Origin of the sequence: Pseudomonas mandelii, from assembly GCF_900106065.1 — a bacterium.
Lineage (GTDB): Bacteria > Pseudomonadota > Gammaproteobacteria > Pseudomonadales > Pseudomonadaceae > Aquipseudomonas > Aquipseudomonas mandelii.
In genome coordinates this window covers 4,235,831-4,249,851 of sequence record NZ_LT629796.1, presented here as the reverse complement: position 1 = coordinate 4,249,851, position 14,021 = coordinate 4,235,831, and the positions used below count along the sequence as shown (strand labels likewise).

Here is a 14,021-nt window from a genome sequence, read left to right as displayed (position 1 = left end):
ATCAACCCTCCTTCACGGGCGTTGGAGCAGATTGACCGCTGTCTTTCAAAGCCTTGGTCACTTCCGGCGGCATGTACTTTTCATCGTGCTTGGCCAGCACTTCGTCGGCCACCACCACGCCGTCGGCGTTCAGTTTGCCCAGCGCCACGATACCCTGCCCTTCACGGAACAGGTCCGGGAGGATGCCGCGGTAGCTAATGGTCACGGACTTGTTGAAGTCGGTGACGATGAATTTCACGTCCAGCGAATCGCCGGAACGTTGCAGCGAGCCTTTCTCGACCATACCACCGGCACGGATGCGCGTGTCTTGCGGGGCTTCGCCGTTGGCGATCTGTGTCGGGGTGTAAAACAGATTGATGTTCTGCTGCAGGGCGCTCAGGGCCAGGCCGACGGCAGCGCCGACACCCACCAGGATCGCGAGAATGATGATAAGACGCTTTTTGCGCAGCGGATTCACTTGCCGTTCTCCCGGCGCAAACGACGCGCCTCTTGTTGCAGATAGCGCTTGCGAGCCAGGATCGGCGCCGCCACGTTGAGGATCAGCACCGCCAGGCAGATGCCATAGGCTGACCAGACATACAGGGCGTGATGGCCCATGGCGAGGAAGTCGCCGAATGAAGCAAAACTCATCGAACGGCCTCCAGACTGTTCTGCACTTCAGCTTTCACCCAACTGGCCCGGGCTTCGCGCTTGAGCACTTCAAGGCGCATGCGCAGCAACAGCACCGCGCCGAAGAAACAGTAGAACCCCAGCACCGTCAGCAACAATGGCAGCCACATCTCGGCGGGCATCGCCGGTTTTTCGGTGAGGGTGAAGGTCGCACCCTGGTGCAGGGTGTTCCACCACTCCACCGAGTATTTGATGATCGGGATGTTGATTACGCCGACAATCGCCAGCACCGCGCAGGCCTTGGCCGCGCTGTCACGATTGCTGATCGCGTTGCCCAGCGCAATGAGACCGAAGTACAGGAACAGCAGAATAAGCATGGACGTAAGTCGCGCATCCCAGACCCACCACGAGCCCCACGTCGGCTTGCCCCAGATCGCGCCGGTGACCAGCGCCACGGCGGTCATCCAGGCACCGATGGGCGCCGCGCATTGCAGGGCGACGTCGGCCAGTTTCATTTTCCAGACCAGCCCGACGATGCCGCACACCGCCAGCATGACGTAGACGGACTGCGCCAGCATGGCGGCCGGAACGTGGATATAAATGATGCGAAAGCTGTTGCCTTGCTGGTAGTCAGGCGGCGCGAAGGCCAGGCCCCAAACGACACCGACGCCGATCAGCAGCACTGCGGCAATGCTCAGCCACGGCAGCAATTTGCCACTGATGCCGTAAAACCATTTGGGCGAGCCGAGCTTATGAAACCAGGTCCAGTTCATTACTGTTTCCATCACGGTTGCTCTTCGCTATGAAGAGCCAAAGGGTCTTTACTGATCAAAAAATGACCAGACCTCATTATTCGCCGACGCTGATCTTCAGGCCAGCAGCTATTGCAAACGGTGTCAGGGTTATCGCCAGGGCGGTCAGGCTACCAAGCCACAAGAGATAACCGGTCGCCGGCATGCCCTGCAGGGCCGCCTGCAAGGCGCCACTGCCGAGAATCAACACCGGGATGTACAGCGGCAGAATCAGCAGCGCCAGCAACAGGCCGCCTCGCTTCAATCCCACCGTCAGGGCTGCGCCCACCGCACCGAGCAGGCTCAGCACCGGTGTACCCAGCAATAAAGAAAGCAGCAACACCGGCAGACAGGCGGTTGGCAAACCGAGCATCAATGCCAGCAGTGGAGCGAGCAAAACCAGTGCCAGGCCAGAGAAGGCCCAGTGTGCCAGTACCTTGGCCAAAACCAGAAGAGGCAGGGGGTGCGACGAAAGGACCCACTGTTCCAGCGATCCGTCCTCGAAATCACTGCGGAAGAGCCCGTCCAGCGAGAGCAGGACCGATAAAAGTGCCGCGACCCACACCAGTCCCGGAGACAAGGTTTGCAACAATTGAGACTCGGGACCGACCGCCAACGGGAACAGCGAAACGACGATCGCGAAAAAAACCAGCGGATTGGCCAGTTCAGCCGGACGGCGGAACAGCAGACGGGACTCACGGGCGACCAGCAGGCCGAAAACACTCATACGGCCCACTTCCCCAGATCGATATCGCGATAGCTGGCCGGCATCCGGCTCAGCGTGTGGTGAGTGGTCAGCACCACCATGCCGCCGCGCTCACAGTGGGCGGCCAGGTGTTCTTCGAGTTGCGCCACGCCTTGTTTATCGAGCGCGGTGAACGGCTCGTCGAGGATCCACAGCGGCGGACTGTCGAGGTACAGGCGCGCCAATGCCACACGGCGTTTCTGCCCGGCGGACAACGTATGGCAGGGAACATCCTCGAAACCGCGCAATCCGACATCGGCCAGCGCTTGCCAGATCGCCTCGTGGGGAGCCGGTTGATGCAGGGCGCAGAGCCAGATCAGGTTCTCCTCCGGCGTCAGCAAGTCCTTGATCCCGGCGGCATGGCCGATCCACAGCAGGTTGCGCGCCAGTTCAAGGCGCTGATCGTTCAGCGGCTTACCGTTGAGCAGCACTTGACCGGCGGTCGGCTGCATCAGGCCGGATAACAGCCGCAGCAGGCTGGTCTTGCCGCTGCCGTTGGGGCCACTGATTTGCACCATTTCGCCACTGGCCAGTCTCAATTCGAGATTTTCGAAGAGCAGCCGAAGGTCTCGCTCACAAGCAAGGGCAACGGTTTGCAGGACAGGACTGGTCAAGAGATCACGGGCCTTTTGCGGTTCAAGTCGGCGGCGGAGCGGCCGCTAAAGAGATGCAGCATAGATGCATTGGCGGCCTGTTCTAGAGAGCTGCGTCAAACAAATGCAATGTTTTCGCCACTCCCCGAAGGACGGGCGGCATTATACATGCCATACCCTACTCTAAAGAGTGCATTTTCCTCAGGTTGTGACCGCGTATGACAGGCGAAATGAACATCCTCCCGGTACCGCAGACCACGCCCGCGACTTCGCGGCCGCTGGTAGTGAGCGGCGATCTGCTCAAGCTGCTGTCGCCGTTGGAGGGCCTGATCACCCCCGGCCAGACCGCCAAGGCTGAAGTGCTGTCGCTCAAGCAGGCGGATCAGACCTTTCAACTGTTGCTTAAAGTCACCCTCGACAGCGGCCGCCAGACCACGGTCCAGGCCACCAGCACCCAGCCGCTGCCCCAAGGCACCAGTCTGGCGATCACCCAACCGTCAGCGGGCAATCTGGCGATCACGGTGCAACAGGCCATTGCTTCCAGCGTCGCCACCCTCACCCGCATCGACACCGCGCAATTGCCGGTCGGGACGTTGTTGCAGGGCAAAGTGCTGACCTCGCAAGTGCTGCCGCAGGTGCCGGGCCAGCCGACGGTGTTTCGTTCGATGGTGAGCCTGCTCAACACCGCGTTGAGCGGCAGCACGCTGAGCATCGACAGTCCGACGCCGCTGCGCATCGGCACGCTGTTGAGTGCCTTGGTGCAGGACACGCAAACGCTGAAATTCGTGCCGTTGAGCAACCGTCAGGAGCAACTGGCGATCACCCAGCAATTGGTCAGTCAGCAGAGCCGCCAAGGCTCGCTGGATGGTTTGATCAAGCTGCTGCAAAACCTGCCTCCGTCGGATCAGACTTCCAGCGACCTGCGGGCCGCGGTGGAAAAACTGCTGGCCGGTTTACCGGACGTTCAGCAACTGAGTACGTCAAAAGGCCTCGCTCAGGCGCTGGCCAATAGCGGGCTATTCCTCGAAGCGAAATTGCTGACCGGGCAAAATCCGACACTGGCGCCCGACATGAAAGGCGATCTGCTCAAGCTGATTGCGCAATTGACGCCAGGGCTGCCGGCCAACACCAATCTCAATGCGATCATTGCCGCCAACACGCTGGTCCAGTCCATGCCGAGTTTCGTGCGCAGCGCCCTGGGCATGCTCGGCCAGGTCAGCGCCAAGCCGTTGCCGACCAGTTTCCCGCTGCCCGAACGGCTGCTGCAAAGCCAGGACGGTGAAAACGATCTGGAGCATTTGCTGCGTCTGGCTGCGGCGGCGGTCTCGCGCCTGCAAAGCCATCAGTTGTCGAGTCTTGAGCAGACTGGCGTCACTGATGATGGCCGCCTGCTCAGCACCTGGCAGCTGGAAATCCCGATGCGCAATTTGCAGGACATCGTGCCGCTGCAGGTCAAGTTTCAGCGTGAAGAAGCGCCGGAGAAAGAACAACCCCACGAACGTCGAGACGAACGCGAACCGAAGCAGCAACTGTGGCGCGTGGACCTGGCGTTCGACATGGAACCGTTGGGCCCATTGCAGATTCAAGCGCAGCTGATCAAGGGCAGCCTGTCCAGCCAGCTCTGGGCTGAACGGCCGTACACCGCCAGCCTGATCGAAAGCAATCTGGCTGCACTGCGCCAGCGCTTGCTGGACTCCGGGCTGAACGTCGGCGATCTGGATTGCCACCTCGGTACACCGCCACAAGGCCCACAAACCCGCCTCGAACAACGCTGGGTCGACGAAACCGCATGAGAAACCCCAACACCCCACGCCAGGCCATCGCCCTCAAATACGACGGCACCCACGCCCCTACCCTCACGGCCAAAGGCGACGAAGCACTGGCAGAAGCCATTCTGAAGCTTGCCCGTGATTATGAAGTGCCCATCTATGAAAACGCCGAACTGGTGAAGCTGCTGGCGCGGATGGAACTGGGGGAAAGTATTCCGGAAGAGTTGTACCGCACGATTGCCGAGATTATTGCGTTCGCGTGGAATTTGAAGGGCAAGTTTCCGGCGGGGCATGATCCGGAGGCGACCATGGTTGAGAAGGACATCACTGATCGCGGTGACGACTACTGATCGTTCCCACGCTCTAAGTGGGAATGCAGCCCGTGACGCTCTGCGTCACATTCAACAGCGGAATGCGGAGCGTCCCCAGAGATCGTTCCCACGCGGGGAACGATCTCTGGCAGGCGTCAGTTCTTGTGAAGCTTGCGCATCAACTCCGCCTCAGCCTGGGTCAACCCGCAGGACTGAGTCAGTTCATCAACGGTAGCCCCCATGCCGACCAGGCGCGCCGCCTGGGCAAACGACAGGCTCGACGGATCGCGCTGTTCCAGCTGCGCCAGTTTGTCCGGCAAGGGACTGACGACGGCGCGCAGTTCGTGCAGGTCTTCACCCATGCGCACGTTGCCGCTTTGATAGTCGTCGACGCGTTTGGCCAGGTCCTTGATGCGCTGGTCGCGCAGCGCATCACCCTGGGCCTGTTGCGCGGCAATTTGCCGTTGAGCGCGAATGTACGCCAGGAACATTGCCAGCGTGCCTGCCCAGAAAAGGAACAGGACAATGACCGCTACCTCAAGAATCAATCAGATGTTCTCCAGGTCCGACCATTCTTCTTCGCTCATCATCTTGTCCAGTTCGACCAGGATCAGCAGTTCATTGTTCTTGTTGCACACGCCTTGAATGAACTTGGCGGACTCTTCGTTACCGACGTTTGGCGCGGTTTCGATTTCCGACTGACGCAGGTAAACCACTTCGGCCACGCTATCGACCATGATCCCGACCACTTGCTTGTCGGCTTCGATGATGACGATACGGGTGTTGTCGCTGATCTCGGCATTCATCAGGCCGAAGCGCTGACGGGTGTCGATCACGGTGACCACGTTGCCGCGCAGGTTGATAATGCCCAGCACGTAGCTCGGGGCACCCGGGACCGGGGCGATTTCGGTGTAACGCAGGACTTCCTGAACGCGCATCACGTTGATGCCGTAGGTTTCATTGTCCAGTTTGAAGGTTACCCATTGCAGGATCGGATCTTCGGAACCTTTTGCATTCGTCGCTTGACTACTCATACCCTGACCCCTCGAAAAACCGCTTCTGGCGGTGTGTGTTCTGTGTGGCGGCATTCAACAATGCCGTCGCATACTTGTTATGTCGGCAGCTATGTCGGTTTGTGTAGCGGCTTGCTGCCGCCCATGTGCTTTGCCCCACCGCTGGCGATCAACTCGGCCAGGGCGGAAACGTCCAGCAGCGCACACATGTGCTCAATCACCGTGCCGGCGAGCCATGGCCGCTGACCTCGATGACTTCTCCATTTGATTTCGTTCGGGTCCAGGCGCAACGAGCGGCTGACCTGATGCACCGCCAGCCCCCACTCGTAGCCCTGAACCGAAATAACGTATTGCAGGCCCTGGCGGAAATCATCGCGGTAGCGGTCGGGCATGACCCACCGCGCGGTGTCCAGGACTTTCAGGTTGCCGGCCTGACTCGGCAGGATCCCGAGGAACCATTCCGGCTGGCCGAACAGTGGCGTCAGCTCGTGACCGGCCAGCGAATAAATCGAGCCCAGGCACACCAGTGGCACCGCCAGGGTCAACCCGGCGACATCGAACAGCAGGCATTCGAACGGCTCGGCGGCCCACGCCGGGCGACCGTCGGTTTCCACCGGTGGCGGCGTGTTGCTCGGCGGCAGATGGACTTCGACCAGCGGCGGCACCAGGGTTTGCAGCAACGGTGCGAGGGTCGAGACCGGCGCCAGGATCGGTGCCGGCGCATCTTCGATCACCACCGGGGCTTTTGCGACCGCAGTGACCACTGGCGCGACAACAGGTGCAGCTGCCACAACGGACTTCTGCGCATCACGCGCCTGCTCTTCAAGCACGGCTGCCTGGAACTCGTCCAGCGCAGCCTCAACCTCTACCGCTTCAACAACCTCGATGACTTCAGCCACCGCTTCCACTTCCAGCGGCAACTCTTCAGTCGCTTCCATCAGCAGGCTGTCCAGATAAGACTGGAGCGCCTGTTGCGGACGCGAGGTGATTTTCACCGGCCGATTCATCTCAGGCCACCTGCGGGACAAGTTGTGCCGCCAGCAAATGCTTGAGCAAGGCGCGATAAGCGAGAACCCCACGGCTCTTGCCGTCGAATTGCGAAGGCGTCAGCCCGGCCCGGCTCGCATCCCGCAGGCGCGTGTCGATCGGGATGTAGCCTTGCCAGATTTCTTCCGGGTATTTGTCGCGCAGCACGCGAAGGGTCCCGAGGGACGCCTGGGTGCGGCGGTCGAACAAGGTTGGAATGATGGAGAACGGCAAGGCCACTTTGCGTGAGCGGTTGATCATCGCCAGTGTATTGACCATGCGCTCCAGACCTTTGACGGCCAGGTGCTCGGTCTGCACCGGAATCACTAATTGCTGGCTCGCCGCCAAGGCATTGACCATCAGTACGCCGAGCAACGGCGGGCTGTCGATCACGGCGTAATCGAAGTCCTGCCACAGTTGCGCCAGGCTCTTGGCAATCACCAGGCCCAAACCACTCTGGCCCGGCGACTGACGTTCAAGCGTGGCCAGAGCGGTGCTCGACGGCAACAACGAAATGCGTTCGTCGCTGGTCGGCAACAGCAACTGCCCGGGCAAGCCTTGCGGCACGCTGCCCTTGTGCAGGAACAGGTCGTAGCTGCTGTGCTCCAGGCTGTCGGGATCGTAGCCGAAGTAGCTGGTCATCGAGCCGTGCGGATCGAGATCGACCACGACCACGCGCTTGCCCGCCTCGGCCAGCAAGCCGGCTAAAGCGATAGAGGAAGTGGTTTTACCAACACCACCCTTTTGATTGGCAACGGCCCAGACTCTCATTCGGATTGTTCCTCCCGGTCGATATGCTCGACCGAGAAATAGCTCAACGTGTTAATGCAGGTGACGGAGAATTGACGGCGCTCTCTCGTACCGGCGACTTGACCGGGGTCGGTGCAGTTTGTGTGCCAGCACGCTTCAACGCGGCATCCGGTTGCGCATGGGCGGTCCCGGTGCCGGTGAGGCTGCGACGTACATCAAGATTTCGCGACACGACCAGCACCACGCGACGGTTACGCGCCCTGCCCTCAGCGGTGGCGTTGTTGGCCACCGGCTGGAACTCGCCGTAACCCACCGACGCCAGGCGGCCAGGGTTTACGCCCTGCATCGCCAGCATGCGCACGATGCTCGCCGAACGGGCCGAAGACAGCTCCCAGTTGGTCGGGTATTGCGCGGTGCGGATCGGCTGATCGTCGGTGAAGCCTTCGACGTGGATCGGGTTGTCGAACGGCTTGAGGATTGCGGCCACCTTGTCGATGATATTGAACGCCATGTCACTGGGCATCGCATCGCCACTGCCGAACAACAGGCTGGAATTGAGTTCGATCTCGACCCACAACTCGTTGCCGCGCACGGTCATCTGATTGGACTTGATCAAGTCGCCGAATGCCGCGCTGATGTCATCGGCGATGCTTTTCAATGGATCACTGGCACCGGCCACGCCGGCATCGACCTGCTCGCTGTCCTTGACCAGAGGCTTGGCCGGGGTCACGGTCTTCGGCCGCTCTTCACCGATCGGGATCGGCTTGAGGGCGCGATCGCTGTCGGTAAACACCCCGATCAGCGCCTCGGAAATGACTTTGTACTTGCCCTCGTTGATCGACGAGATCGAGTACATGACCACGAAGAATGCGAACAGCAACGTGATGAAGTCGGCGTAGGAAACGAGCCAGCGTTCGTGATTGACGTGTTCTTCAGGTTGCCGACGACGAGCCATAGTCCGTTACTCCCATCAATCCATGAAGCCCTGAAGCTTCAACTCAATAGAGCGAGGGTTTTCACCTTCGGCGATCGACAGGATTCCTTCCAGCAACATTTCGCGATAACGCGACTGGCGCAAGGCAACGGACTTGAGCTTGGCGGCAATCGGCAGCAACACCAGGTTGGCACTGGCCACACCGTAGATGGTCGCGACGAAGGCGACGGCGATGCCGCTGCCCAGTTGCGTCGGATCGGCCAGATTGCCCATGACATGGATCAGGCCCATTACCGCACCGATGATGCCAATGGTCGGCGCGTAGCCGCCCATGCTTTCAAAGACTTTGGCCGCTTCGATGTCGCGGGCTTCCTGGGTGTAGAAATCCACTTCCAGAATGCTGCGAATCGCTTCCGGCTCGGCGCCGTCGACCAGCAGTTGCAGACCTTTGCGCGAGTAGCTGTCAGGTTCGGCATCGGCCACCCCTTCCAGACCGAGCAGGCCTTCCTTGCGCGCGGTCAGGCTCCAGTTGACGACGCGGTCGACGCCACCGGCCAGGTCAACGCGAGGCGGAAACAGAATCCAGCCAATGATTTGCATGGCACGCTTGAAGGCGCTCATCGGTGATTGCAACAATGCCGCGCCGATAGTCCCACCGAGTACGATCAGCGCCGCCGGGCCGTTGGCCAATGCGCCGAGATGACCGCCTTCAAGGTAGTTGCCGCCAATGATGGCGACAAACGCCAAGATGATCCCGATAAGGCTTAAAACATCCATCAGATACACGCCTCGACCAAGTGCCTGCCAATATCGTCCAGACCGTAGATCGCGTCGGCGAGGTCGGCTTTGACGATGGCCATCGGCATGCCGTAGATCACGCAGCTGGCTTCATCCTGAGCCCAGATCGCGCTGCCGCCCTGCTTGAGCAGGCGCGCGCCTTCACGACCGTCGGCGCCCATGCCGGTCAGTACGACCGCCAGAACTTTGTCGCCGTAGGACTTGGCTGCCGAACCGAAGGTGATGTCCACGCACGGTTTGTAGTTCAGACGCTCGTCGCCCGGCAGGATTTTCACCGCGCCACGGCCGTCGATCATCATTTGCTTGCCACCCGGCGCCAGCAGCGCCAGGCCCGGACGCAGAATGTCGCCATCCTCCGCTTCCTTGACGCTGATGCGGCAGAGCTTGTCCAGACGTTCGGCGAAGGCCTTGGTGAAGGCGGCCGGCATGTGCTGGATCAACACGATCGGGGCCGGGAAGTTGGCCGGCAACTGGGTCAACACCCGTTGCAGGGCAACCGGACCGCCCGTGGACGTACCGATAGCCACCAGTTTGTAGGCTTTGCGTTTTGGTGCGGGCGACGACTGTCCGGACGATGCCGGGGCCGATGCCGGGGCGTAGCTACGCGCCGGCATCGGTGCCGGAGCCGGACGCGCAGGCGTGCTGCTGCCGTAACTGCTGACGCTCGAAGGCGCAGGCGTCGGGGCTGGCGCGGCGACCGGGGCCGGTGCGCTGTAGGTGCTGGCACGACGGTTACTGCGCGAGATGCTGAGAATTTTCTCGCACAGCAGTTGCTTGACCTTCTCCGGGTTACGGGAGATGTCTTCGAAATTCTTCGGCAGGAAATCCACCGCGCCGGCGTCCAGCGCATCGAGGGTTACCCGAGCGCCTTCGTGGGTCAGCGAGGAGAACATCAACACCGGGGTCGGGCAACGCTGCATGATGTGCCGCACTGCCGTGATGCCATCCATCATCGGCATCTCGTAGTCCATGGTGATCACGTCTGGCTTGAGGGCCAGCGCCTGATCAATCGCCTCTTTTCCGTTGGTCGCAGTACCGACGACCTGGATATTCGGATCCGCTGAAAGAATTTCCGAGACGCGGCGGCGGAAAAACCCCGAATCGTCCACCACCAGGACTTTGACTGCCATAAACACTCCGTTAGGACGGAGCGAGGCTTAGTCGCCCCGCTCCACCAGAATCAAATACGCCGTGCGGCGTAACGCTTGAGCATGCTCGGAACATCGAGAATCAGCGCGATGCGACCGTCACCGGTAATGGTGGCGCCCGACATGCCCGGGGTTCCCTGGAGCATTTTGCCCAATGGCTTGATGACCACTTCTTCCTGGCCCACCAGCTGGTCGACGACGAAGCCGATCCGCTGAGTACCCACCGAAAGGATCACCACGTGGCCTTCGCGCTGCTCTTCGTGAGCGGCGGAGCTGACCAGCCAGCGCTTGAGGTAGAACAATGGCAGAGCCTTGTCCCGCACGATCACCACTTCCTGGCCGTCCACCACGTTGGTGCGCGACAGGTCGAGGTGGAAGATTTCGTTGACGTTCACCAGCGGGAACGCGAACGCCTGGTTGCCGAGCATGACCATCAGCGTCGGCATGATCGCCAGGGTCAACGGGACCTTGATGACGATCTTCGAGCCTTTGCCCTTGGTCGAATAAATATTGATGGTGCCGTTGAGCTGGGCGATTTTGGTTTTCACCACGTCCATGCCCACGCCGCGTCCGGAGACATCGGAAATTTCGGTCTTGGTCGAAAAACCCGGCGCAAAGATCAGGTTGAAGCAGTCGGACTCGCTGAGGCGATCCGCGGCATCCTTGTCCATCAACCCTTTCTTCACGGCAATGCCGCGCAGAACATCGGCGTCCATGCCCTTGCCGTCATCGGAGATGGACAGCAGGATGTGGTCGCCTTCCTGTTCTGCCGACAGGATCACCTTGCCGCTGCGAGGTTTGCCCATCGCTTCGCGCTCGGCCGGCTCTTCAATGCCGTGGTCGACCGAGTTGCGCACCAAGTGGACCAGCGGATCGGCCAGGGCCTCGACGAGGTTCTTGTCGAGGTCGGTTTCTTCGCCGACCAGCTCCAGGTTGATCTCTTTCTTGAGCTGGCGAGCCAGGTCGCGAACCAGGCGCGGGAAGCGCCCGAAGACTTTCTTGATCGGTTGCATCCGGGTCTTCATGACCGCGGTCTGCAGGTCGGCCGTGACCACGTCGAGGTTCGACACAGCCTTGGACATGGCTTCGTCGCCGCTGTTGAGGCCCAGACGGACCAAGCGGTTACGCACCAATACCAGTTCGCCGACCATGTTCATGATTTCGTCGAGACGCGCGGTATCAACCCGCACGGTGGTCTCGGCTTCACTGGCCGGTTTTTCCGGTGGCGGCGCGGACGGTGCGCGGGCTGGAGCCGGTGCAGCGGCAGCCGCCGGTTTCGGCGCTTCGCCTTTCGGCTCGGGCGTCTTGGCAACCGGTTTCGGTGCAGCAGCCTTGGCGGCTGGAGCAGCCACCGCAGCACCTGTGCCGACTTCAGTGAATTTGCCTTTGCCATGCAATTCGTCGAGCAGCGACTCGAACTCGTGATCGGAGATCAGATCACCACCGGCCGCTTTCGCGGTTGGCGCAGCCGAGGCGGGTACGGCGGCAATGGCCGACTCCAGCGCGTCCACCGCAAAGTTGCCCTTGCCGTGCAACTGGTCGAGCAGTGCTTCGAATTCGTCGTCGGTAATATCAGAGCTGTCGCCGGCCGCTTTCGGAGCAGCCGGTGCAGTGGACGGTGCCACCGCGTCGACGGCGAACTGGCCTTTGCCATGCAGTTGATCGAGCAACGACTCGAACTCGGCATCGGTGATTTCGTCGCCGGCCGCCGAATCGGTAGCCGCCACTGGAGCAACCGCCGGCGCTTCGGCTTGAGCCTTGACGGCGTTCAGCGAGTCCAGCAATTGCTCGAATTCGTTATCAGTGATGTCGCCCGATTCTTCAGCAGCAGGTGCTTCGACCACTTCAGCAACCGGTGCGGATTCATCAGCCGTTTGCGGCTCGGCCAGACGGGCCAGTGCCGCGAGCAATTCAGGCGTGGCAGCCGTAATCGGGCTGCGTTCGCGGACCTCGGTGAACATGCTGTTCACCGCATCCAGCGCTTCGAGAACCACGTCCATCAGTTCCGAGTCGACGCGACGCTCACCCTTGCGCAGGATGTCGAACACGTTCTCGGCGATGTGACAGCACTCCACCAGCTCGTTGAGCTGGAGGAAGCCGGCGCCCCCTTTTACAGTGTGAAAACCGCGAAAAATTGCATTGAGCAAGTCCGCATCATCCGGTCGGCTTTCAAGCTCGACCAGCTGTTCGGACAGTTGCTCTAGAATCTCGCCGGCCTCAACCAGGAAATCCTGAAGGATCTCTTCATCGGCGCCGAAGCTCATTAAGGGGGTGCTCCTGAGGTCTAAAAACCTAAAAAACCTAAAATGCTAAAACTCTAAAATCCTAGGCTGGATAACAAATCGTCCACATCGTCCTGACCGGACACAACGTCTTCTCTTTTATCGGCATGAATCTGCGGACCTTCACCCTGAGAGAGATGTTTTTGCGGATCTTTTTCAGCGAGCATCGCTTCACGGTCATGTTCGATACCCGCAAAGCGGTCTACCTGACTGGCCATGAGCACAAGCTTGAGCAGGTTGCTTTCAACTTCGGTGACCAATTGGGTCACGCGTTTGATCACCTGACCGGTGAGGTCCTGGTAATCCTGGGCCAGCAATATGTCGTTGAGGTTGCTCGACACCGTGCGATTGTCTTCGCTGCTGCGTGTCAGGAAACCGTCGACTCGCCGGGCCAGTTCGCGAAACTCTTCAGCCCCGACTTCGCGACGCATGAAGCGCCCCCAGTCGGTGCTCAATGCCTGAGCTTCAGTGCTCAGGCCATTGACCAGCGGCGTGGCGTTTTCCACCAGGTCCATGGTGCGGTTGGCCGCAGCCTCGGTCAGCTTGACCACATACCCCAGGCGCTCGGTGGCGTCCGTGATCTGCGACACTTCCTCGGCTTGCGGCATGTTCGGGTCAATCTGGAAATTGACGATCGCGCTATGCAGCTCGCGAGTGAGCTTGCCCACTTCCTGGTACAGGCCGCGGTCACGGGTCTGATTGAGCTCATGGATCAGTTGCACAGCGTCGCCGAACCTGCCCTTTTCAAGGCTTTCGACCAGTTCGACCGCGTGTTTTTTCAGGGTCGATTCAAAATCGCCCAGTGAAGATTCGTTATGCTCCATAGCTCCCCCGTGGCGCAGTGGATCAACCGATGCGTTCGAAAATCTTCTCGATTTTTTCTTTCAACGCCTGGGCCGTAAAGGGTTTGACCACATAGCCGTTAACACCGGCCTGGGCTGCTTCGATAATCTGCTCGCGCTTGGCTTCGGCGGTCACCATCAGCACCGGCAGGTGCTTGAGCTTTTCATCGGCGCGCACGTGACGCAGCAGATCGATACCGGTCATGCCAGGCATGTTCCAGTCCGTTACCAGAAAGTCGATGCTCCCGCTGTTGAGAACCGGAATGGCAGTAGTGCCATCGTCGGCCTCGACCGTGTTGGTGAACCCAAGGTCACGCAACAGGTTTTTTATGATCCGCCGCATCGTTGAGAAGTCATCAACGATGAGGATTTTCATGTTCTTGTCCAATTCGACCTCCAAGCAGTCTTAA

17 protein-coding genes are annotated in these 14,021 nt (G+C 60.3%); 2 read left to right on the top strand and 15 right to left on the bottom strand.

Annotated elements, in window-relative coordinates; translation table 11 throughout:
* Position 1: 1 nt before the first annotated feature.
* From ccmE to ccmA, 5 genes are all read right to left on the bottom strand, one after another.
* Complete coding sequence (ccmE, locus tag BLU63_RS19685) at positions 2–457, bottom strand: cytochrome c maturation protein CcmE (protein ID WP_010456913.1); 456 nt, start codon at positions 455–457, stop codon at positions 2–4.
* The gene (ccmD, locus tag BLU63_RS19680) at positions 454–630 is read right to left on the bottom strand and encodes a heme exporter protein CcmD (protein WP_010456915.1); all 177 of its coding nucleotides are present in this window, start codon (positions 628–630) and stop codon (positions 454–456) included. Before ccmD ends, ccmE begins: the two co-directional genes overlap by 4 nt.
* The gene (locus tag BLU63_RS19675) at positions 627–1,382 is read right to left on the bottom strand and encodes a heme ABC transporter permease (protein WP_010456917.1); all 756 of its coding nucleotides are present in this window, start codon (positions 1,380–1,382) and stop codon (positions 627–629) included. Before BLU63_RS19675 ends, ccmD begins: the two co-directional genes overlap by 4 nt.
* Positions 1,383–1,458: 76 nt before the next feature.
* Complete coding sequence (ccmB, locus tag BLU63_RS19670) at positions 1,459–2,127, bottom strand: heme exporter protein CcmB (RefSeq protein WP_010456919.1); 669 nt, start codon at positions 2,125–2,127, stop codon at positions 1,459–1,461.
* Positions 2,124–2,759 carry a cytochrome c biogenesis heme-transporting ATPase CcmA gene (gene ccmA, locus BLU63_RS19665; protein WP_010456921.1) on the bottom strand — a complete coding sequence of 212 codons (636 nt, stop codon included), beginning with the start codon at positions 2,757–2,759 and terminating at the stop codon, positions 2,124–2,126. Before ccmA ends, ccmB begins: the two co-directional genes overlap by 4 nt.
* Positions 2,760–2,956: 197 nt before the next feature.
* Between ccmA and fliK the strand changes: the two genes are divergently transcribed.
* Positions 2,957–4,531, top strand: a complete 1,575-nt coding sequence (gene fliK, locus BLU63_RS19660) for a flagellar hook-length control protein FliK (RefSeq protein ID WP_083375995.1) — start codon at positions 2,957–2,959, stop codon at positions 4,529–4,531.
* Positions 4,528–4,857, top strand: a complete 330-nt coding sequence (locus tag BLU63_RS19655; RefSeq protein WP_010456924.1) for an EscU/YscU/HrcU family type III secretion system export apparatus switch protein — start codon at positions 4,528–4,530, stop codon at positions 4,855–4,857. The genes fliK and BLU63_RS19655 overlap by 4 nt, the downstream gene beginning before the upstream one ends.
* Positions 4,858–4,973: 116 nt before the next feature.
* Here BLU63_RS19655 and BLU63_RS19650 read toward each other — a convergent pair whose 3' ends face one another.
* The 10 genes from BLU63_RS19650 to BLU63_RS19605 all read right to left on the bottom strand — a co-directional run bounded on the left by BLU63_RS19650 (position 4,974) and on the right by BLU63_RS19605 (position 13,987).
* The gene (locus tag BLU63_RS19650) at positions 4,974–5,366 is read right to left on the bottom strand and encodes a DUF2802 domain-containing protein (RefSeq protein ID WP_010456926.1); all 393 of its coding nucleotides are present in this window, start codon (positions 5,364–5,366) and stop codon (positions 4,974–4,976) included.
* Entirely contained in the window at positions 5,367–5,852 is a 486-nt protein-coding gene (locus BLU63_RS19645) for a chemotaxis protein CheW (RefSeq protein ID WP_010456928.1), read from the bottom strand.
* Positions 5,853–5,941: 89 nt separating this feature from the next.
* The gene (locus BLU63_RS19640) at positions 5,942–6,838 is read right to left on the bottom strand and encodes a CheW domain-containing protein (RefSeq protein WP_083375994.1); all 897 of its coding nucleotides are present in this window, start codon (positions 6,836–6,838) and stop codon (positions 5,942–5,944) included.
* Position 6,839: 1 nt separating this feature from the next.
* The gene (locus tag BLU63_RS19635; protein WP_010456932.1) at positions 6,840–7,628 is read right to left on the bottom strand and encodes a ParA family protein; all 789 of its coding nucleotides are present in this window, start codon (positions 7,626–7,628) and stop codon (positions 6,840–6,842) included.
* Positions 7,629–7,671: 43 nt separating this feature from the next.
* Positions 7,672–8,562, bottom strand: a complete 891-nt coding sequence (gene motD, locus BLU63_RS19630; protein ID WP_010456934.1) for a flagellar motor protein MotD — start codon at positions 8,560–8,562, stop codon at positions 7,672–7,674.
* A 15-nt stretch (positions 8,563–8,577) separates the two neighbouring features.
* Entirely contained in the window at positions 8,578–9,318 is a 741-nt protein-coding gene (locus BLU63_RS19625; RefSeq protein WP_010456935.1) for a flagellar motor protein, read from the bottom strand.
* Positions 9,318–10,469 carry a protein-glutamate methylesterase/protein-glutamine glutaminase gene (locus BLU63_RS19620; protein ID WP_083375993.1) on the bottom strand — a complete coding sequence of 384 codons (1,152 nt, stop codon included), beginning with the start codon at positions 10,467–10,469 and terminating at the stop codon, positions 9,318–9,320. Before BLU63_RS19620 ends, BLU63_RS19625 begins: the two co-directional genes overlap by 1 nt.
* Positions 10,470–10,519: 50 nt before the next feature.
* A complete protein-coding gene (locus BLU63_RS19615; protein ID WP_083375992.1) occupies positions 10,520–12,751 on the bottom strand; it encodes a chemotaxis protein CheA in 2,232 nt (743 codons plus the stop codon).
* 53 nt (positions 12,752–12,804) lie between these two features.
* Entirely contained in the window at positions 12,805–13,593 is a 789-nt protein-coding gene (locus BLU63_RS19610; RefSeq protein ID WP_010456938.1) for a protein phosphatase CheZ, read from the bottom strand.
* 22 nt (positions 13,594–13,615) lie between these two features.
* Positions 13,616–13,987 carry a chemotaxis response regulator CheY gene (locus tag BLU63_RS19605; RefSeq protein WP_003183998.1) on the bottom strand — a complete coding sequence of 124 codons (372 nt, stop codon included), beginning with the start codon at positions 13,985–13,987 and terminating at the stop codon, positions 13,616–13,618.
* Between the last annotated feature and the right edge of the window lie 34 nt (positions 13,988–14,021).

Bases quoted from the DNA above. Each gene is read 5' to 3' on its own strand.
- ccmD (WP_010456915.1), bottom strand. From the start codon at position 630: ATGAGTTTTGCTTCATTCGGCGACTTCCTCGCCATGGGCCATCACGCC.
- BLU63_RS19675 (WP_010456917.1), bottom strand. From the start codon at position 1,382: ATGAACTGGACCTGGTTTCATAAGCTCGGCTCGCCCAAATGGTTTTAC.
- ccmB (WP_010456919.1), bottom strand. From the start codon at position 2,127: ATGAGTGTTTTCGGCCTGCTGGTCGCCCGTGAGTCCCGTCTGCTGTTC.
- fliK (WP_083375995.1), top strand. From the start codon at position 2,957: ATGACAGGCGAAATGAACATCCTCCCGGTACCGCAGACCACGCCCGCG.
- BLU63_RS19655 (WP_010456924.1), top strand. From the start codon at position 4,528: ATGAGAAACCCCAACACCCCACGCCAGGCCATCGCCCTCAAATACGAC.
- BLU63_RS19645 (WP_010456928.1), bottom strand. From the start codon at position 5,852: ATGAGTAGTCAAGCGACGAATGCAAAAGGTTCCGAAGATCCGATCCTG.
- BLU63_RS19640 (WP_083375994.1), bottom strand. From the start codon at position 6,838: ATGAATCGGCCGGTGAAAATCACCTCGCGTCCGCAACAGGCGCTCCAG.
- BLU63_RS19635 (WP_010456932.1), bottom strand. From the start codon at position 7,628: ATGAGAGTCTGGGCCGTTGCCAATCAAAAGGGTGGTGTTGGTAAAACC.
- motD (WP_010456934.1), bottom strand. From the start codon at position 8,562: ATGGCTCGTCGTCGGCAACCTGAAGAACACGTCAATCACGAACGCTGG.
- BLU63_RS19625 (WP_010456935.1), bottom strand. From the start codon at position 9,318: ATGGATGTTTTAAGCCTTATCGGGATCATCTTGGCGTTTGTCGCCATC.
- BLU63_RS19620 (WP_083375993.1), bottom strand. From the start codon at position 10,469: ATGGCAGTCAAAGTCCTGGTGGTGGACGATTCGGGGTTTTTCCGCCGC.
- BLU63_RS19615 (WP_083375992.1), bottom strand. From the start codon at position 12,751: ATGAGCTTCGGCGCCGATGAAGAGATCCTTCAGGATTTCCTGGTTGAG.
- BLU63_RS19610 (WP_010456938.1), bottom strand. From the start codon at position 13,593: ATGGAGCATAACGAATCTTCACTGGGCGATTTTGAATCGACCCTGAAA.
- BLU63_RS19605 (WP_003183998.1), bottom strand. From the start codon at position 13,987: ATGAAAATCCTCATCGTTGATGACTTCTCAACGATGCGGCGGATCATA.